24 protein-coding genes are annotated in these 19,389 nt (G+C 34.3%); 16 read left to right on the plus strand and 8 right to left on the minus strand.

Translation table 11 applies throughout. The features are described 5' to 3' along the window. The first annotated feature begins 167 nt into the window (after window positions 1-167). Entirely contained in the window at window positions 168-722 is a 555-nt protein-coding gene (locus Nisw_RS00295) for a hypothetical protein (RefSeq protein ID WP_141975479.1), read from the plus strand. Here the strand turns inward: Nisw_RS00295 and ilvD are convergent. Next, entirely contained in the window at window positions 712-2,388 is a 1,677-nt protein-coding gene (ilvD, locus tag Nisw_RS00300; RefSeq protein WP_141975481.1) for a dihydroxy-acid dehydratase, read from the minus strand. The two genes, Nisw_RS00295 and ilvD, sit on opposite strands and share 11 nt — an antisense overlap. A 97-nt stretch (window positions 2,389-2,485) precedes the next feature. On the opposite strand from ilvD, the gene Nisw_RS00305 reads away from it, so the two are divergent. Further along, window positions 2,486-2,680 (plus strand): hypothetical protein, encoded by a 195-nt coding sequence (locus Nisw_RS00305; RefSeq protein ID WP_141975483.1) that lies wholly within the window; start codon window positions 2,486-2,488, stop codon window positions 2,678-2,680. 4 nt (window positions 2,681-2,684) lie between these two features. Here the strand turns inward: Nisw_RS00305 and Nisw_RS00310 are convergent, their stop codons facing one another. After that, window positions 2,685-3,284, minus strand: coding sequence for a protein-disulfide isomerase (locus Nisw_RS00310; protein WP_141975485.1), 600 nt, complete (start codon window positions 3,282-3,284; stop codon window positions 2,685-2,687). A gap of 108 nt (window positions 3,285-3,392) precedes the next feature. Here Nisw_RS00310 and Nisw_RS00315 point away from each other — a divergent pair, with 108 nt between their 5' ends. Next, window positions 3,393-3,797 carry an HIT domain-containing protein gene (locus tag Nisw_RS00315; RefSeq protein WP_141975487.1) on the plus strand — a complete coding sequence of 135 codons (405 nt, stop codon included), beginning with the start codon at window positions 3,393-3,395 and terminating at the stop codon, window positions 3,795-3,797. Here the strand turns inward: Nisw_RS00315 and prf1 are convergent. From prf1 to Nisw_RS00330, 3 genes are all read right to left on the minus strand, one after another. Then, complete coding sequence (gene prf1 / locus Nisw_RS00320) at window positions 3,790-5,070, minus strand: peptide chain release factor aRF-1 (protein WP_141975489.1); 1,281 nt, start codon at window positions 5,068-5,070, stop codon at window positions 3,790-3,792. The genes Nisw_RS00315 and prf1 overlap by 8 nt on opposite strands. A gap of 62 nt (window positions 5,071-5,132) precedes the next feature. Beyond that, window positions 5,133-5,777, minus strand: coding sequence for a thioredoxin domain-containing protein (locus Nisw_RS00325; protein WP_141975491.1), 645 nt, complete (start codon window positions 5,775-5,777; stop codon window positions 5,133-5,135). A gap of 35 nt (window positions 5,778-5,812) precedes the next feature. Then, window positions 5,813-6,274, minus strand: a complete 462-nt coding sequence (locus tag Nisw_RS00330; protein ID WP_255430786.1) for a DUF4443 domain-containing protein — start codon at window positions 6,272-6,274, stop codon at window positions 5,813-5,815. Window positions 6,275-6,532: 258 nt separating this feature from the next. Between Nisw_RS00330 and Nisw_RS00335 the strand changes: the two genes are divergently transcribed. The 7 genes from Nisw_RS00335 (at window position 6,533) to phnE (ending at window position 11,043) form a co-directional block, all read left to right on the plus strand. Beyond that, window positions 6,533-6,748 (plus strand): CbtB domain-containing protein, encoded by a 216-nt coding sequence (locus tag Nisw_RS00335; protein WP_141975495.1) that lies wholly within the window; start codon window positions 6,533-6,535, stop codon window positions 6,746-6,748. 12 nt (window positions 6,749-6,760) lie between these two features. Continuing rightward, window positions 6,761-7,489, plus strand: coding sequence for a CbtA family protein (locus tag Nisw_RS00340; RefSeq protein WP_141975497.1), 729 nt, complete (start codon window positions 6,761-6,763; stop codon window positions 7,487-7,489). Between the two features lie 67 nt (window positions 7,490-7,556). Further along, window positions 7,557-7,889, plus strand: coding sequence for a helix-turn-helix domain-containing protein (locus Nisw_RS00345; RefSeq protein ID WP_012215260.1), 333 nt, complete (start codon window positions 7,557-7,559; stop codon window positions 7,887-7,889). Window positions 7,890-7,893: 4 nt separating this feature from the next. Next, window positions 7,894-8,244 carry a helix-turn-helix domain-containing protein gene (locus Nisw_RS00350; RefSeq protein WP_141975498.1) on the plus strand — a complete coding sequence of 117 codons (351 nt, stop codon included), beginning with the start codon at window positions 7,894-7,896 and terminating at the stop codon, window positions 8,242-8,244. Window positions 8,245-8,330: 86 nt separating this feature from the next. Continuing rightward, window positions 8,331-9,419, plus strand: coding sequence for a phosphate/phosphite/phosphonate ABC transporter substrate-binding protein (locus tag Nisw_RS00355; protein ID WP_185736628.1), 1,089 nt, complete (start codon window positions 8,331-8,333; stop codon window positions 9,417-9,419). 18 nt (window positions 9,420-9,437) lie between these two features. Then, complete coding sequence (locus Nisw_RS00360) at window positions 9,438-10,268, plus strand: phosphonate ABC transporter ATP-binding protein (RefSeq protein WP_141975500.1); 831 nt, start codon at window positions 9,438-9,440, stop codon at window positions 10,266-10,268. Then, on the plus strand, window positions 10,252-11,043 hold the full coding sequence (gene phnE / locus Nisw_RS00365; RefSeq protein ID WP_141975502.1) for a phosphonate ABC transporter, permease protein PhnE: 792 nt from the start codon (window positions 10,252-10,254) through the stop codon (window positions 11,041-11,043). The genes Nisw_RS00360 and phnE overlap by 17 nt, the downstream gene beginning before the upstream one ends. 1 nt (window position 11,044) lies before the next feature. On the opposite strand, the gene Nisw_RS00370 is transcribed toward phnE, so the two are convergent. The 3 genes from Nisw_RS00370 to Nisw_RS00380 are packed head-to-tail and all read right to left on the minus strand — an operon-like array spanning window position 11,045 to window position 12,541. Further along, entirely contained in the window at window positions 11,045-12,070 is a 1,026-nt protein-coding gene (locus Nisw_RS00370; protein ID WP_141975504.1) for a formate--phosphoribosylaminoimidazolecarboxamide ligase, read from the minus strand. Window positions 12,071-12,097: 27 nt separating this feature from the next. After that, on the minus strand, window positions 12,098-12,307 hold the full coding sequence (locus Nisw_RS00375; protein WP_141975506.1) for a hypothetical protein: 210 nt from the start codon (window positions 12,305-12,307) through the stop codon (window positions 12,098-12,100). Between the two features lie 48 nt (window positions 12,308-12,355). Beyond that, window positions 12,356-12,541 (minus strand): hypothetical protein, encoded by a 186-nt coding sequence (locus Nisw_RS00380; RefSeq protein WP_141975508.1) that lies wholly within the window; start codon window positions 12,539-12,541, stop codon window positions 12,356-12,358. Window positions 12,542-12,653: 112 nt separating this feature from the next. Here Nisw_RS00380 and aspS point away from each other — a divergent pair, with 112 nt between their 5' ends. Genes aspS through Nisw_RS00410 form a run of 6 tightly spaced genes read left to right on the plus strand, consistent with a single transcriptional unit; the run spans window position 12,654 to window position 19,321 of the window. Beyond that, window positions 12,654-13,964 carry an aspartate--tRNA(Asn) ligase gene (aspS, locus tag Nisw_RS00385; RefSeq protein WP_141975510.1) on the plus strand — a complete coding sequence of 437 codons (1,311 nt, stop codon included), beginning with the start codon at window positions 12,654-12,656 and terminating at the stop codon, window positions 13,962-13,964. Window positions 13,965-13,974: 10 nt separating this feature from the next. After that, window positions 13,975-14,244: an aspartyl/glutamyl-tRNA amidotransferase subunit C gene (locus tag Nisw_RS00390; RefSeq protein WP_141975512.1), complete on the plus strand. Its 270-nt coding sequence runs from the start codon at window positions 13,975-13,977 to the stop codon at window positions 14,242-14,244. Further along, entirely contained in the window at window positions 14,241-15,686 is a 1,446-nt protein-coding gene (gatA, locus tag Nisw_RS00395; RefSeq protein WP_141975514.1) for an Asp-tRNA(Asn)/Glu-tRNA(Gln) amidotransferase subunit GatA, read from the plus strand. Before Nisw_RS00390 ends, gatA begins: the two co-directional genes overlap by 4 nt. Beyond that, window positions 15,683-17,086, plus strand: a complete 1,404-nt coding sequence (gene gatB, locus Nisw_RS00400) for an Asp-tRNA(Asn)/Glu-tRNA(Gln) amidotransferase subunit GatB (protein ID WP_141975516.1) — start codon at window positions 15,683-15,685, stop codon at window positions 17,084-17,086. Before gatA ends, gatB begins: the two co-directional genes overlap by 4 nt. 2 nt (window positions 17,087-17,088) lie before the next feature. Further along, window positions 17,089-17,352, plus strand: coding sequence for a hypothetical protein (locus tag Nisw_RS00405; protein ID WP_141975518.1), 264 nt, complete (start codon window positions 17,089-17,091; stop codon window positions 17,350-17,352). Window positions 17,353-17,395: 43 nt separating this feature from the next. After that, window positions 17,396-19,321: an AMP-binding protein gene (locus tag Nisw_RS00410; protein WP_141975520.1), complete on the plus strand. Its 1,926-nt coding sequence runs from the start codon at window positions 17,396-17,398 to the stop codon at window positions 19,319-19,321. Window positions 19,322-19,389 lie beyond the last annotated feature (68 nt).

Genomic DNA, 19,389 nt, shown 5'->3' on the forward strand with positions numbered 1-19,389 from the left:
TAACCTTTAGTAGATAACAGTAATTTGATAAGAATAATCTAATTTTTCGTGCCTGTTATCTCTAGAGTAATTTCTGATCGCTGATCTATAAAGATTATGGACAAATTGATCATCTTTTCTTGAAAATCTGCCAAATCCTTAATTGATTGAGGAGGTTTTGTTGCCACATGAGTGTTTCAAAGTTTTTGAGAGATGTTAAAAAAAGTAAAAACATTTCTCCTAAAATTAGATTGTATTTGATTGATAAAGACAGACATTATTTCATCAATGGCGGTTCAATCAAAAATGGGTTTAATTCTAAATTATCTATCTCAAAAAACAGAGATAGTGTCTTGTCTGCATTCTCAAAGATGGCTTTTTTGTTTGATGAAATAATTCGCTTACGAATTGTAAGATCTTCGAATCAAAGTGATAGTGATGAATTACTTTATCTTCTTAATCTAGTCCCAATTAATAGAAAAATTAGAACTTTTCTTGACTGGAAAGTTTTTGGTCCAGAGTTTACGCGAGATATGTCTAGATTATTTGAAGTAAGAAATGATGCGGTTCATTGTATCTCTATAAATGAAGTAAACTATAATCCAAAATCTAAAATTTCTTTGTCTACTGTGTCTGGATTTAAAAAATTTACAAATGATTTTCAAAAAGCCTGGAAGGAATTATTAAAAATCTATGTAATCGAACAAGAAAAAGTAGATTTGAAAAAACTTTCTATAAATTAGGTTTTGTAATAGCGCCTTCTGCAGCAGAACCTACCAGTGTTGCAAACTTTGCCAAAGCTCCTGTTGTGTAGTTTGGTTTTGGAGGACTCCACTCTTTTCTTCTGTTTTCTAACTCTTCAGATGATACATGAAGATCAATTATGTTAGTTTCAGTATCTATTGTAATCTCATCGTCATCTTTTACAAGTGCTATTGGTCCTCCAACATATGCTTCTGGTGCAACATGTCCTACCATGAATCCTCTTGTTCCTCCTGAGAATCTACCGTCTGTGACCATTGCTACTTTTTTGCCTAATCCTTGACCTACTAGAGCCGCAGTTGTTGCCAACATCTCTCTCATACCTGGTCCTCCTTTAGGTCCTTCATATCTGATTACTACTACATGTCCTTCGTCGATATCTCCTCTTTTCACTGCTTCAAATGCTAATTCTTCTCTATCAAATACACGAGCTTTTCCTGTGAATTTTGTCATTTCTACTCCTGCTGTTTTGATCACTGCGCCTTCTGGTGCAAGTGAGCCTTTGAGAATTACTGCTGTTCCAACATTGTGAATTGGATTTTCTATTGATCTGACAATATGTTGTTCAGCTTGAGGTAAAATTATGGAATTCAAATTCTCTTTGATTGTTTTTCCAGTAATTGTAATACAATTCTCATTTAGTAGTCCCTTGTCAAGTAGTTTCTTTAAAACAAATGGAATTCCTCCAATTTTATCAAGTGAATTCATTACATAGCTACCACCTGGTTTCATATCTGCAACATGTGGTGTCTTTTTTCTAACCCTTTCAAAATCATCATATGTTAATTTGATATTTACTTCATTTGCTAATGCTAGTAAATGTAAAATTCCATTTGTTGAACCTCCCACAGAATTCAACATTGTAATTGCATTTTCAAATGCTTCAAAAGTAAGAATTTCTTTAGGTCGGATATCCATTTGTAGGGCTTTTGCACATGCTACTCCTGTATCGTAAACCATCTTTTCTCTTCTGTCATCTTCTGCAGGTGGACTGGCACTACCAGGTAATGCAAGACCAATGGCTTCTGAAATTGATGCCATTGTATTTGCAGTAAACATTCCACCACAAGACCCTTCATTTGGGCATGCAGTGTTTTCAATATTTTTTAATCCTTCTAATGATAATTGTCCTGCGTCATATGCTCCTACAGCTTCATAAACATCCACAACAGTTAGTTCTTCACCATTTAGCATTCCTGGCATTATAGTTCCACCGTAAACAAATACTGATGGAACATTCAATCTTGCCATTGCCATCATTGTTCCTGGGAGGCTCTTATCACATCCAGCAATTCCTACTAGTGCATCATACTGATGTGCTCTAACCATTAATTCAATAGAATCTGCAATTATTTCCCGAGATACCAGTGAAGATTTCATTCCTTCATGTCCCATTGCAATTCCATCACTTACTGCGATTGTTGAAAATTCTCTAGGAGTTGCGCCTGCATCTGAAACTCCTTCTTTTGCTTTGAGTGCTAATCTTGGAAGATGTATGTTACATGGTGTTGCTTCATTTCCAGTATGACATACTCCAATCATTTGTTTTGATAAATCACTATCATCTAACCCCATAGCTTTGTACATTGCTCTTTGTGGAGCACGAGAAGTACCTTCTACAACATTTCTACTGGAGATTTCTTCCATAATATGGAATTCTTGATTGCTATAATTTAGACTTTGTTGAAAATATCTATGTGAAAACTTTCACTGAGTTTAAATTCAAACCTCTTGTTTGAAATTCATGGAGCAAAAAGCACTCGAATGTCCTGTCTGTAAAAGTAACAAAGCCGAAATTGCAGGCGAGAATGTAAAACTTAGTGGTAGATTTGAGGACAAGGAATTTCTTACAACTGAATTAACTGTTCTAAGATGTACTCGTTGTGGATATTACATGTTCTTTGATAAAATGGCTCAATTCACAACAAAGGAATCTTAGAATTTTATTTGACTATTCTTTGATTCTCTAATTCAATTAATTGACCTTCAATTTCTTCAGGAGTTTCTCCACCATATGATATCAAAACTCTGTCATCTTCCATGATTTCAATATCTCTAATGTCGTCAACCTGTTCTCCGTTATAGAAGAATTTTAGAGAATAATCTTCATTGGTACAGAATTCTCTACCGTCTTGGAATACGAAACATTGATCATCAAGACCTAATGATAATGTCTCAAATAGATATCCTAACGTTACACCTGTTGCATGTTTGTGTACTGTAGAACCATCTCTTCCTTCAAAATGAATCCAACTTGATTTTATTTGGTATGCTGGTGCTGAAAAGTCAAAATAATCTCCAAATATTCTTACTTGAATTGCAGCATGTGCGTGATCACTACCCAATGCTCCTGCGTTTTCCGGACCTCCTGGGGCAGTGCTTTGATCCATAGTGACAAAAAGATATGCTGCATATCCTACAATTACTGCAATTACCGCTAAAACACCTACTGCAATCAATGTCTGTTTTTTCTGTGCAGCTGAATGTTTAGTAGCATAGTTTTCACGTTTTTGTTCACGTGCTCTTCTCTCTTTTCTGCCCATAGGATGTTCCAACTCTAAAATTTGCCCTAATTAACCATTCGATAAACTCGTATTCCTCAAGAATTATTTTCCAATAAATAATAAATAAAATCAAAAACTGCTGAATTTATGACATGTATTTTTTGTGATATTTTAGATGGTAAGAGAGAAGGTCATATTTTGTATGAAGATGACTTACACATCTCGTTTCTTGATAAATATCCCATAGATGTAGGGCATAGCTTAGTAATTCCACGTGAGCATCATGAGAGGATTACTGATATGACTCCTGAAAATGTAGGCAAGCTTTTTTCACTAGTTCCAAAGATTGCCAAAGCTATTTTGACTGGTGCTAATGCTGATGCATTTAGTATTGCTCAAAACAATGGCCGTGCTGCAAAACAAATAATCCCACACGTACACATCCACATAATTCCAAGATATACTCGAAAGGGAACAATTTGGACTAAACGACAAATTCCTGAAGACTCTGAACTTTCAGAATTGGCAAAAAAAATTCGTAGTGCTATTTAGAGTGGCCTGGATTATATCTTAAAATCGCACCAATCTTGCCAAGACTTGCAAGCATGTTTCCATGTTCTGCACTTCCTGACACGACTTCTAATTTTGAACCTGTTTTTGATGCTAGCAATTCTAAATAATCTACAATATCTTGCTCGTTTGCTTCAACTTCCATTGAATTGCATCCTGGACAAGGCTTGTTAGTATATTCTGTCTTTTTTGGAATTACTTCTGGTCTTTCAACAATTTCTTCTTGAACATGTTTACATCTTTTACATATTCCTTCTACTCGGTTCAAATTTGTATTGTCTGTTATGATCAAAGTTTCTACTACATTATTTTTTAGAAACTCAATTACTTCTTGTAATCCATATGATCCTTTTCCAGTGTTTCCATTAATCTCTCTGAATAAATCTTCGACAAGCTTCTTTTCTTCTACCAGTCTAAAATTACCTAAAATATCTGATGATTTTGCAAATGCTTCTCTGATTCCTTCTGAACCTGAATATGATGAATCAATTGTTGCAATGATGTTATTTTGTAATCTGTATTCTAGATAGTTTCCATTAATGAAATCTTCTTTTGTAGGTCCTGGACCTGAAATGACAAGTCCTTTTACTGGATAAATATCAATAAAATATTCTCTTGTAGTTTGTGCTACTCTGTTAAAGTAATACGTCAACTCCATCTCTCTTAATTTTTGAAATCTTTTTGCAGACTGTCCTCCTTGTCTGTGTTTTCCTGCCACTCCTGAACCTGTTTGAGCTAATACTTCGATTTTATCTCCATGTAATAATCCCCATCCTGCATCTTTAGCATCTATTGCCAAAAATCCAATTAGATTGTCATCTTTGAGCATATCTTTTAGAATGTCTACATGGAAGTGATCATCACATCTGTACAGATACTGATTCAAATCTTTTGGAGGATCTATTTCCCAAACTTTGACAACTTCACTTCCCAAAGGTCCTCCTTCTTCTGGAGGTAATGCTCCGCAGAACATTACCAAACCTCTTTCAGGAGTTTTCTTGTAAAGTTTTAATCTTTGAATTACTTTCCCTAGAGAATCTACTACATGTGTTCTAGTTAGATCTGATTTTATGTTGTCTGCCGTACCTTGTTCTTGTTGAAGTGAACCAATAATCTCATGAAGTTGTTTTCCTTTTGGAATGTATACTGTAATTAGTTCTGTTCCACGACCTGATTTTCTAGATAATTCTTCAAGCGTTTTTCTAATTTTATAGATTTTAACAGAATCTTGTTTTTCTATCTCTATTTTTCCCATTTGTGCTATCTCCAACCTATGCGGATATTAATTTTGATTGATTGTTTTGCATTTTTGTATGATCATAACTCACCAATTGTCTTAAGAAATACTTCTAATGGTTGATTACCTCTTATCTTGATAATTTCTTCACCGTTAAACACTAGAAATGAAGGAGTAGCATCAATTCCTATCTCTCTTCCAAATTCATATAATGCATTAACTTTGTCTTGATACTTTTGCTCATTAAGACATGTATTGAATATCTCTAAATCTAAACCCACATTTGATGCAAAATTATCTAGTGAATCTCTAGTGATCCATCCTGTTCTCTCTCCGCCCCAATTTTTGTAAAGTTCATCATGGTATTCCCAATACATTTCTTGGTCGTTTGCACAATATGATGCTTCAGCTGCCAGTACTGAATCTGGGCCATTGAGTGGAAAATCTTTGAAAACAAGTTTTACTTTTCCAGTTTTTACAAAATTTTCATTTATCACATTTAGTGTATTTTGATGAAACTTGTAACAAAATGTACATTGGTAATCGCCCCATTCTAGAATGGTAATTGATGCATTATTGTCACCTAATACTGGAGAACCATCTTCAATTAGTTTTGATGGTGTTAGTTTTTTTGTATTGCTTTCTGGCTCTAGATAAAATGCCAAGAATCCTCCAGCAAGAATGCCTATGGCTATTGGTATTACTAGAAGATGGTATTTACTCATGTTGATTTTTTTCTAATTGCAAGTAAAAGTCTTGTTTAATTTGTAGCAATTGTCCAAAGGGCAGAATTTTTTGCAGAAATTTCTGCTACAAACGAATCATCTGAAGATGAAATAATGATGATGTCGCCTTCTGATGGAGTTAATTTATCCACAAGGATTTGTTTTGTTTTTTTGTCTTTACTTAGACAATCTCTGTCTTCTCCTGGAAAAACAAATTTGTTATTTGTGAATACTAATGTTGTACATCCTGATGATCCATACAATATAGCATAATCTCTTTGTTCCAGCCCTGTTTTGATTGCCGATGAATATTTTTTTAAAATTACTGCATGATTATTTTTACTCGGAGTTAGACTGTTCTTCTCAATTTTGCATTCTTTTGGAATGATTTTTTGTAATTGTGCTGTGAATTTTTTCCCTTTTTCAGTTAGGAAATTTCCTGATCTTGTAGAGTCTATCATTTTTGCTTCTTTTAGATGTGAAATCAAGGTCTTCACTGCACCTTCTCCTAAATGAATTTCTTTTCCAAAAGTTGCTCTGCTTACAAAACTCTCTTCTGATAGTAGTTGAAGTGCTTTGAATACATGTGGAATACTAAATGTGAGTACTTTGCTAGATCCCTTTCTAGAAACTATGTTTTGTAATGTCTCGATATTTTTTTTCAGTTTCTTTTACCTGAATTTACTAATTCTAATTTATTTATAAATTGGATAAATTATCCAAGAGCTTAAATAGATTCAGCTGGTGCTAACTTCATGTCTGAAACAAGGCAAATTAATGTGTCAAAATCACAAGTACCAAAATTAGCAATTATTGCATTAGGTATTATCTTTGCAGCAGGATTGTTTGTTGTAGGATTTGATCAAGGACATATTTTCAGTCTAGTTTATGGTGAACAAGCATTTACTGATTTGTACATCCATGAGCTTACTCATGATATGAGACATGCCGCAGGCTTTCCATGCCATTAGAGGTTCTTTATCATGAAAACGTCTCTTTTTATCATAATTGTTTTAATTTCAGGTGCATTTGCTGGACTAATTCATGGTACAGTTAATTTTGCAATTGTTGAACCTTATCTTGATCAAGCAATAGGTATTGAAAATCAAAACCTCTTTGCATCTGGTGAGGAAGAAGATACTCCTGAATTTTGGGTAGAGTATGAGGGATATCGAACTTGGCAAAAAAGTGGGCAAATTCTTGCTGGTGTGATCTTAGGAACTTCTGTTGGAGCGTTATTTGGAATTGTATTTGCATTATCTAGAAATGTGTTGCCTGGAAACAATGATGTCAAAAAATCATTATTGCTTGCTGGTATCATGTGGCTAACACTATACATCATTCCTTTCTTGAAATACCCTGCAAATCCTCCCACAGTAGGTGATGGTGAAACTGTTGTTTTAAGAGCGATTTTGTATTTGTCATTTATTGCAATATCTGGATTTGGCGCAGTTGGATTTTATCAATTATCAAAGAAACTAAAAAACAACAAAAAACTTGTTGCGTTGATAGGCTATGGCGTTTTTATTTCGGCAGTATTTTTTGCAATGCCAGAAAACCCTGATGAAATAACTGCTCCTATGGATTTGGTCAATGAGTTTAGATTCATGTCTGTTCTTGGAGTAACCTCATTTTGGGCATCTGTTGGAATTATTCTCGGGTTGTTTTGGAGAAAACTTTCTCCTCAACAAAAAACCACTCGCTACAACTAATTCTAAATCTATAGAACGAGAACAAAAACATCTCGTTTAAATACATCTTGAATATTTTTGATTTTAAATGTCTAGAAAACTTACATTACCTCAACTAAAAAAATATGATATTACCCAAAAAGTAATTGAGGCATTAGCTGATTCTGAATCTCGTGCAATATTGTTTTCAATTATTAGAAAAGGAAACACTGCTGCTGAACTCTCAGATAAACTCAAAATTCCTCTTAGTTCTGTATACAAAAAATTGGCTGACCTTGAAGAACTTACACTAATTGAGGTTGAAAAATGGATGTTATCTGACAAAGGTAGAAAATACAAGGTTTATCGAAGTAGAATTAGTAAAGCAGATATCTCAATAAAGAAACCTGAACCTGTCTTAACATTACTTCCAAACAAGTGATTCTATGTCAAAACCAAACATTATACAGTTATCTGAATTTGATATCACTCAAAAAATTATTGAGTCACTAAGTAATGTTTGTACAAGAGCGGTATTGTTTTCTGTCAAAAATGAATCCAAAGATGCAACACAGATTGCCGAAGAATTGAAAATTTCACTTTCTACCGTTTACAAAACTCTTTCAAATCTTGAAGATCTTGCTTTAGCAGAAGTAGACAAATTTGTGATTTCTCCTGAAGGAAAAAAGATCAAACAATACCGTAGTAGAATCGGAAAAGTTGAGATAACCGTAGACAATCTTGAGCCTAGTTTGAATCTGTATCCTAACACAGATAATCCTAAATCAAGCCTGTAGTTATTCTCGTTCTATAGATTTAGAATGATTCTATGGAATGAAAATTCAGTTTAAATAATTTAGCTCTTCCTAATTTTTCAGTAATCATGAAACAACGAACAACTTTGGCGATTATTGTTGCATTTGCAGCTATTGGCATGGCAACAATTCCTTTGAGCCAAACAGCACAAGCACAGAGTTCTATTCCTGATTGGATTAAAACAAATGCTGCTTGGTGGGCAGAAGGCGCTGTAGATGATGCAACTTTTCTTAATGGAATTGAATTCCTAATAGAAAGCGGAATCATCAATGTTTCATCTGATTCAAAACCTGTAGATGTTGATACTCTAACAATAGGATTCATTCCAGTTGAAAAGGCTGATGAATTAACTCCAAAAGCACAAGCACTGGAACAATTCCTTGAAAAGAATTTAGGTATCGATGTTGAAGTAGTTATTCCAACAAACTATGAGACCATAATTGAAGGAATGAGATTTGGTCACATTGATGCTGCCTTTATGGACACTGGACCTGCATGGATTACCCATGAAAGAACAGGTGCAGAAGCTGTTTTGGCAGAACTTGTTGGAGGTAAAGTAAATTACCAAGCAACAGTTTGGACACTGGCAGAAAATGATTCTCTTCAATCTATTGAAGATACTGTTGGCAAAAAAGTTGCATTTACCAGTATGACTGGTTCCTCTGGTTTTGTTAGACCTATGGGAACTTTAGTTACTGAAGGACATGTAACAATTGAAGGTGATGATATCGTAGCACTTGAATCTGCATTAGCAAATAGCTTTGAAAGTTATACTTTTGCAGGCGGATACAAAGCAGCATTGACCTTACTTCTTGAAGGAAAAGTTGATGTTGCATTTGGTTCTGATATTGCACCACAAAAGTATCTTGAATTAGAAGATCAAAAGAAATTACGCCCAGTTACAACTATTGGTCCAGTACCATCACACGTGTTTATGGTAAGTGCTGACATGTCAGAATCTACCAAAAATGCACTAGTTGACACTCTCATCAAACTAAACTATGATGAGCATAATTCAATTTTGACTGACTTGTATGGTGCTGAAGCACTAGTTCCAACTACTACTACGATGCACATAGGCGAATTCGGTGAATTCATCAATGCATTGACAGGACTTGATCAGAAGATACTTGACAAATACAACAAGAGCAAATAAAAACAGGAATTCTGAAAAATGAAACAAATTCAGATGACTGCAAATCCTTCTTTTTCTTCAATTTCTACAAAGAAAATCATCCAAATGAATGATGTGTGGACATCATATGATTCTAAAAATTTTGCATTAGAAGGAATCAACATGTCTATTGACCGAGGAACAAACTATGCTATAGTGGGACAATCTGGCTCTGGAAAATCAACTTTACTAAAACTGATGAATGGTATGATGATTCCAAGTAAAGGAATAATCAAAATTGATTATGTTACCCCTGATATGAATAATAAAAAATTCAAAAAAATGATGCATACAATTGGATACATTCCTCAAAATCTTGGATTGGTAAAAAACAGTACTGTTCTTGAAAATATTTTGATTGGTGCATTGCCACGATTAGGCAAAATTCAATCTCTTTTCAAAAAATTCCCAGAACATGAAATTCAAGAAGCTAAAAAAATAATTTCTCAAGTGGGTCTATCTGGAAAAGAAGATAGAAAAGCCTACATGTTAAGTGGGGGTGAAAAAAGAAGAGTTGCAATTGCCAGAGCATTAATGCAGCACCCTACAATACTTCTTGCTGATGAAATTGTTTCAGAATTAGATCATGTAACTGCTCGTGAAATTATGGGTTTGATTGCAGATGCTCAAAAAAGAATGAACCTTACTGCCATCATGGTTCATCATGATATGCAACTTGCTTTAGAGTATGCAAATCGTGTTGCAGTAATCAAGGAAGGCCAAAAAATTCTAGAGATTGGCGTTGAGGGTAATACTATAGTTGATTTTCAAACTGGTGATATGACTACCGAAGAAATTATGGAGATGTATGCTGATGACGCCAAAAAATAACATTGTAATTGGAATTATCATTGCTTTGTTAGTAGTTGCATCCTACAATGTGGATGCAAATCCTGTAGATTTTGTTCAAGGTTTGCCAAATCTTGGAATTATAGTTGAAGAAATGCTTCTAGTTGAACCAAAGTATATTCCGACTGCTCTTTGGGCAATGTTTGAAACAATTCAGATGGCCTTTATTGGAACAATTGTCGGTGTTGCAATTGCATTACCACTTAGTATGTTTGCTGCAAGAAATCTTAACAGCAAGTATGTTTATGCTCCAATTCGTGCATTATTGGCAGCAATTCGTACATTCCCATCAATTTTGTGGGCAATTCTGTTTGTAATTATGGTTGGATTAGGTCCATTTGCAGGAGTTCTTGCAATTATCATGTATACAATAGGCTTTGTTGCAAAATTACAATACGAAGCAATAGAAACAATTGATTCTGATCCTATGGATGCTGTTAGTTCAATTGGTGTGTCAAAATGGCAATTAATCCGATATGTTGTAATTCCTGAATCTGCTTCTCACTTGCTTAGTCAGATGCTTTACATGTTTGATTACAATGTACGTCAAACAAGTATACTTGGTCTAGTTGGTGCTGGAGGAATTGGATTCTATATTATCAATTATATCAAATTCTTTGAATATGGAAAGGCTGCTGTCTTTATGTTGGTAGTTTTGGCAGCAGTACTAGTAATTGATTGGGTCAGTGTTAAAATCAGAGATAAATACATCATAAAGTCTCAACACGGAATGGAAGTTACTGCAAAAAGCAATTAACTTATGTTGTAACTTTATCTAATTGATTTGATTCTGCAGCTGTCTTTACTTCTCTCGCAATTCTTTTTCCCATACTCATTGTTTCGTTAAACAACAATGAATAGTATGGAGAGCCATCCATGTAGATGTTAGAACCTGCTACAATTCTAGCTGAAAATTCAAATGATGTAAATTTTGCATTCTCATCATAAACTCCTTCTATACAAAATGGACCGTTCATCCCTGGTGCCACAACTCTTTTGGCAGCTTCTACAAAATTCTCCCCCATTGTGTATACTTCATCTAATAGAGATTCTCTCAAAACTAGTGGACTGTTTCCAATTACATTGAATGATGGTACTTTGTTTGATTTTAGTTGCTGCTCTGCTGGAATTCTTCCCAGCCCTTCAATATCTGATTCATGTCTTTGATCAACTCCATAGAATTCTAATTCTTCTTTTAATGGGGAATAGAAAAATGTCAAGTATGCTAAAACTCCAGCAGCATATTCTTGAATGTATAATGTTTCATCTTTTGAAATTACTCCTTCTGAGATAAGCTGATTTCTTTTTGTATTGTAATCGTCTTCATTGGCTGCCATAAAATACCCCTTACCTCCAGCTGCCCCTTGTCTTTTTACAATTGATAATTTCTCAATTTCACTTGGGTTGGTGACTGGTTTTGGCATTGGGAGGTTTGCTTCTCTCATGAGTTTTTCTTTCATCTCTCTGTCAGATTCCCATCTCAGAATCCACTTGTTTCCAAAGATTGGTGTCTTAATTGATTCAATCTCTTCAGAACTCATTTGTGCAATTAATGTTCCGTGTGGAATTAACACTGCATCATTTTGTTCCAGAGTTGATTGACATTTTTCATCAAGAACCTCTTTGAATTTGTCTACTATGACTAATTCGTCAATAAATGGAAATCTTCGGTATAGCCTCTCTCTTTTCTTCTCACACACTAGAATTGTTTTCAACCCTTCATCTTTTGCGCCTTTTAGAACCTGTAGTGAACAATGAGAACCTAATGTTGCAATTGAGGTCATACTATGCATATCTTAGGATTTTGTACTTTATGAACTATGTGCGGATGTGACATATTGGAATACTTCATCTATTAACTCTACACTTAGTTCTGATTTCAGATCTTCAGGAATTACCTTTAAAACAAAATCATACATAGTTGTATTTTTTGGAAGTTCCTCTCTTTCTTGCAACAAAGAAAATACAGCTATTCCATTTGAGATAACTGCTACTATCTTTTCTTTATCTGAAAGAACCATGAAAATTATGAAAATTACTAGTAATTTAATCTAAATTTTGCCCCAAGATCACGATATTGATTTTGTGATTATTTGTTTGAGAGGTTGGATATTTTTACTATCTAGATCAAGCACCTCTAGTTCTAGTGAAATGTCATGCTCTCCAACTTCTGATTCTTGCTGAGATGCATAATATCCTACATATGCTGCAACTACTATGATAAATGCGATAACAATTCCAATTAGTATGTCCATCTTGTTTTGGTGTGGAATTACTGCTGGCTATAAGCATTATGAAAATTAATGCAATGGTGAATTATTTAATATAAAAATTAATTACACCATGAAATATGGAGTACAGTAAATTATGATTGAAACTGAATTAGGAACTTTACGTAGATCTCATTATTCTAATGAAATCAACTCTTCGATGGATGGGACACAAGTTACTGTCATGGGATGGGTTTTGACTATAAGGGGACATGGTAACATCAGTTTTGCTACAATTAGAGACAAAAATGGTGATGTCTCAGTTGTTGCAAAGAAAGGTGACTGCCCTGATGAAATTCGAGAAAAAATATCTTCTCTAAAAGCACATTCTTCCATTGCTATAACTGGAAATGTGAAATCATCTGAAAAAGCTCCAAGTGGATATGAAATAGTTCCATCTGAACTTCGGGTATTTTCTGAAGTTGAAAAAATACCTCCATTTGAGCCCATAGCCAAGACTGTCAAAAATATTGATACTAGGTTAGAGGTAAGGCCAATTGATCTTAGACGAAAGGTATTGCAACATATATTCAATACTAGAAGTCTAGTCTTAAAATCAATTCGAAGTTACTTTAATGATCAAAACTTTGTTGAAATTAATACTCCCAAAATGATAGCAACTGCTACTGAAGGTGGTGCTGCACTATTTCCAATATTTTACTATAACAAAGAAGCATTCTTAGCTCAAAGCCCGCAATTGTATAAAGAACAACTTACAATGAGTTTTGAAAAAGTTTTTGAGATTGCACCGATATTTAGAGCAGAACCTTCTCGAACAAACCGTCATCTTGCAGAAGCCATCTCAATTGATTTGGAAGAAGCGTTTGTAGATTACAATGATGTCATGAGTAGAATTGAAGAGATTATCAAAATTTCAATTAAAACTGTTAATGATTATGCAAAAGATAACCCTGATACAGAATTTACAATCCCTGAAGTTCCCGACACCATTCCTCAATACTCTTATGATGATTTGGTAGACAAAATGCAAAAGGCCGGTGCAAAAACTGAATGGGGTGATGATCTTTACCCATCTAATCTTAAAAAAATTGGTCTTGAGGGATTCTACTTTATCAAAGACTGGCCTTTGGCACCAAAACCATTCTATGTTAAAGACAGTAAATCTAATCCAAAAATTTCTGAATCTTTTGATTTGATGTTTGGTGATTTGGAATTATCTTCTGGCAGTACCAGAATTGAAAAACGTGATGAATTAGCTGAAAGAATGAAAAACAAAGGCATGAACACTGATGCATTTGAGTATCACCTCGGTGCATTTGATTATGGTGTACCTCCTCATGCTGGATGTGGTATTGGTCTTGAGAGATTGATTATGGCTCTTACAGGCACAGAAAACATTCGTGATGTAACATTTTATCCAAGAGATGTTGATAGACTAACACCCTAGGTGTAGTGAAATGGTTACAGAAGAAGAGATTGAGAAAGTAGCAAAATTAATGAAAATCGAGGTAGATGATCATAAAGAGTATATTGACAAAGTCCATGCTATGATTGATTATTTTGATATTTTAGATTCTGCTGGAGTTGAAGATGAAGAAATTACCATGCAAGAAATTCCAATTACTGCATTACGTGAAGATAAATACATTCCATTTGATGAAAAATTAATTGAAAAACTAAATCACTACAAAGGAACCTATGTTCGAGCCCCAAAGATGTCAAAATGAATCTCAAAATTTCTGCTCTAGACTATGTACAAGAAGTACAAAATGGAAATATTTCTGCTGAAGATTTTACTGCCGCTACTTTAGAAAGAATTCATGATGTGGATGAAAAACTACATGCTTTTTTATCTGTTAATGATGAAGCAGTTGATCAAGCCAGAGAGATTGATAAGAAAATAAAGTCTGGACAAAAAGTAGGTGCTTGTTTTGGAATGCCAATATCCATCAAAGATAACATGTGTATCAAAAACAGTAAAACTACATGTGCCTCAAAGATGCTTGAGAATTTTGTTGCCCCTTATGATGCAACTGTAATCTCAAAACTCAAAGAACAAGATGCAATTTTCATCGGAAAAGCAAACATGGATGAATTTGCAATGGGATTGACAACCGAATTTAGTGCATTTGGTCCAAGCAAAAATCCTTGGAATGTTGATTGTACTCCGGGCGGTTCATCTGGAGGTAGTGCTGTTTCTGTAAGTGCGTTTGAATGTATCGCATCACTAGGTTCTGATACTGGCGGTTCAGTTAGAAACCCTGCTAGTTTCTGTTCTGCAGTTGGCTACAAACCAACATATGGTTTGATTAGTAGATATGGTCTCATCTCTTATGCAAACAGTATTGAGCAGATTGGACCTGTAACTAGAACTGTAAAGGATACTGCGTTTTTGTTAAACATGATTGCGGGATTAGACCCTAATGACAACACCACTGTTGATAACAGTAATGAAGACTATCTTACAGGCATAGATTCTGGTGTTGAAGGCAAGAAAATAGGCATAATCAAAGAAATGACTACTGAGGGTACAGACCCTGCAGTATTATCTGCCACCAAAGATGCTGTTTCAAAACTTGAGGGTCTTGGTGCAATATGTGAAGAAGTTTCACTTGATATGGTAAAGTATTCTGTTGCAGCATATTATACAATTACTGCAACTGAAGCTGGAAGTAACCTTGCAAGATATGATAACCTGAGATATGGTTATGATTTTCCAGTTGAAGGGTATGAATTTAATTCCTACATTCAAAAAGCAAGAAAGAACTTTGGACCTGAAGTTACACGAAGAATGATTATTGGTGGATTTGTTCCATCTGCAGGACATGCTGGAAAATATTTCCTCAAAGCACTTAAAGTAAAAAATAAACTTACCAAAGAAATCAATGAGGCATTTAAAAAATATGATTTACTAATTGCTCCAACGGTTCCTATTTTACCATTTAAACTTGGAGAAAAGATTGATGATCCTGTTTCATTATTCTTAGTAGACATTAACACTGTTACTGCAAATCTTACTGGTAAACCTGCAATTTCTGTTCCATTTGCAATTTCAAATGGATTGCCTATTGGAATACAACTGTTGGCAGATTCTATGAATGATAAATTATTACTTCAAGCTGCATATGCATTAGAGCAAACTGTAACATTGCCGGAGGTTCCAATTTGACTAAAATTGGTTTAGAGATTCACTGTCAATTAACAAATCTTGAAAGCAAATTATTTTGTTCATGTAAAGCAAACTATCGTCAGTTCCAAATTAATGAAAATATTTGTCCTGTATGCATGGGATTGCCTGGAAGCTTACCTCGATTAAATCAGGAAGCAGTAAAAAAAGCAACAATGATTGCAATGGCTCTTAACTGTTCTACTCCAGACAAAATTGCGTTTTTTAGAAAAAATTATTTTTATCCTGATTTGCCAAAAAACTTTCAAATCACTCAACTAAACATCTACGGAGATACTAGTGTGGGTGGTCCTGGCTCCATCATGGTTGGAGATAAAAAAATTAGAATTACTAGAATTCAATTAGAAGAAGATCCTGGAAGGCTGATTTACGAAGGAAATTCGTCAAAAAATCAAATTACACTTGTTGATTATAATCGTGCAGGCACACCTCTAGTTGAAATTGTAACTGAGCCTGATTTTGAGAATCCAAAACAAGTAAGAGAATTTCTCAATATTTTATCTGATTTATTGGAGAACCTTGGTGTATCTGATCCTAGTCTAGAGGGTGCGATGAGAGCTGATGCAAACGTCTCAATTGAAGGTGGCAAGAAAGTTGAGATAAAAAATATTGGTTCCTTTCACGATTTAGAAAAAGCAGTTCACTTTGAAATTACAAGACAAGAGAGTTTACATTCACGAGAAATAGAAATTGCGCAAGAAACTAGACATTGGGATGATAAAAGAAAGATAACAATTTCTTCTCGTTCTAAAGAAGAAGCATTAGACTATCGTTATTTCTTGGAAGGTGATATTCCTTGGGTTACAATTGATCCATCAATTCAAGAGAAACTAAAATCTGAAATGCCTGAAAGTATCAGTTCTAAAAAAGAAAGATATGTTTCCAAATATGGTATTCCAAACCAAGTTGCAGATGTTTTGTCTTCAGACAAGTTCTACTCAGATTTGTTTGAAGATTCTCATACTGAATCTAATGCAAAAGAGGTTGCAAATATCATTACAACTGATTTGATGGGATTAGTTGATACTAGAGAAAAACGTGAATCCTCAAAAATTACTGCAACACATTTACGTGATTTGGCTGATGCTATACAAACAGGAAAGATTTCTAGAAACTCTGCAAAAAATGCATTATATGAAATTGTAAAATCTGGAAAAGAATTATCTCAAGTAATGTCTGATTTAGATTTGGGAAATGTTTCAGATGAATCTGAATTAATCACAATAATTAAAGATGTAATTTCTGAGGAGCCTCAAGCAGTAGAGCAAGCAAAATCTAATCCTCAGACAATAAATTTTCTTGTAGGTAAGGTCATGCAAAAAACAAAAGGAAAAGCAGATCCTAAACTTACATTAGATTTGCTAAAAAAGCAGATTGAATAATCATGGCTGAATTAACCCTTGAAGATATAGAATTTATCAAAATTATGGCAACATCTGATGCCACTATACTTCAAGCAGGCATGAATGAGGCTACTCGTAGGAGATTAGATGAACAAATAGGCGTGATTTTGAGAGAATATTATCATGAAAACACGACATTTTCTGGCACAAAAAGAACAAAAGAATTTCAAAAAGCAGGAATTACAGAAGATCATGGCAAGGCAGCAATTGCATGTGCAAGACGTCTTGGAATTGATATATCATAATCTAAAATCTTTTTACAGTCTATCTGATTCTAAAAATTAAATCTTGTCAAATTTTGAATTTATTCCAACACAAAAACAAGTTGAAGAATCGAATATCTTTCGTTTTATGAAAAAACACGGAATATCATCCTTGTCTGAACTATCAAAAAAGGCAAAAGATGAACTCGAATGGTTTTGGCAAGAAGTTGACAAGGATATTGGAGTAGTTTGGGACTCTCCTTATTCCCAAATACTAGATTCTTCAAATGGGATAGCACATTCTAAATGGTTTGTAGGTGGTAAAACAAACATCTACAAATCTACAGTTGAAAAGTTTGTAAAGAATACTCCAAATAAAACTGCATATCATTTTGTTTCAGAAGATGGAACAACATCCAATCTTACCTACCAAGAATTAGATAACAAAGTGTCAAAACTTGCAAATGGTCTAAAATTGCTAGGTGTCAAAAAAGGAGATGTTGTGGCAATTTATCTTCCAATGATTCAAGAGGCAATTTTGGCAATTTTAGCATCTGCAAAAATTGGCGCAGTTCAGACTGTGATATTTTCAGGATATAGTACTGAATCACTTTACATAAGATTACAAGACTGCAATGCCAAAGTTCTATTTGTTTCAGATGGATTTTACCGAAAAGGAAAATCAATATCTCAAAAAGAAATCATGCAAAAAGCAATCCAAGATACATGTGTGGAAAAAACAATTGTTGTAAATTACAAAGGCGTTGACAAATATGAAAAATCCAAAAATATTGTATTTTTTAATGAATTAACAGAATCTCAAAATCCTATTTGTAACACGGAGGTAATGGATTCAGAAGATCCTCTCTTTATTTTGTATACTTCTGGAACTACTGGAAAACCAAAGGGAGTTTTGCACGTTCATGGGGGATTTTCAGTGTTTGCTGGTCATCAGGCATCATATTTGATTGATTTACAGGCACAAGATGTACTATTTTGGCCTGCCGATATTGGATGGATTACTGGTCTTGTTTGGAATGTCTATGGATTGCTGATGATGGGTGCCAGTTCTGTGATATATGATGGGGCATTAGATTTTCCAAAATCTGACAGAGTCTGGAAAATTTTATCTGAATATGATGCAACAATCTTTGGAATATCTCCAACTGCTACAAGATTATTTAAAAAAAATAATGAAGAACCGCTGAAAAGTTTCTCCCTAGATAAAATTAAAAACATCCCAACAACTGGTGAACCACTTGATGAGGATTCTTGGTGGTGGTTATTTGAAAAAATTGGAAATAAAAAAATCCCGATAATGAATTTATCTGGAGGAACTGAAATTGGCGGTGCAATGCTATCTGTTTTTCCTGGGATGAAACTAAAACCCTCTACTGTTGGAATTCCAGTTCCTGGAATGAACCTTGATGTTGTTGATGATGATGGGAATTCTGTAAAAAACAAAAACGGTTATTTGGTTATACGTTCACCTTGGCCTGGAATGACTCGAGGACTACTAAATGACAATGAAAGATTCATTGAAACATATTGGTCTAGATTTGAAAATGTTTGGTTTCATGGAGATTATGTCTATGTTGATGAAGATGATCTTTGGTATATGCGTGGAAGAACAGATGATGTAATTAATGTCTCAGGTCATAGAATGAGTACTGCTGAAATTGAGCATACTGTGATTTCTCATGAAAAAATCTCTGATGCTGCATCAATTGCGATTCCAGATGATTTGACTGGTGAGGCAATTGTTGTTTTCTTTGTTTCTGATAACAAAAACGATTCTAATTTAGAATCAACAATATCTGATTTTATTGGTGAAAAAATTGGCAAAGTTGCAAAACCTAAATTTGTTTTTCAACTAACTGATTTACCAAAGACTAGAACTGGAAAAATTATGAGACGATTACTAAAAGCCAAATTATTAGGTATGGATCTTGGTGATCTGTCTTCCCTTGAAAACCCTCTCGTTTTGGATGAAGTCTCTAAACTAGGTTGAGAAAATTCACTTTTTGATACTTTCCATTTCACGAAAAATTACTTTATTACATAAAGCATATCTAAATC

The organism is Candidatus Nitrosopumilus sp. SW (genome assembly GCF_006740685.1).
Taxonomy (GTDB): domain Archaea; phylum Thermoproteota; class Nitrososphaeria; order Nitrososphaerales; family Nitrosopumilaceae; genus Nitrosopumilus.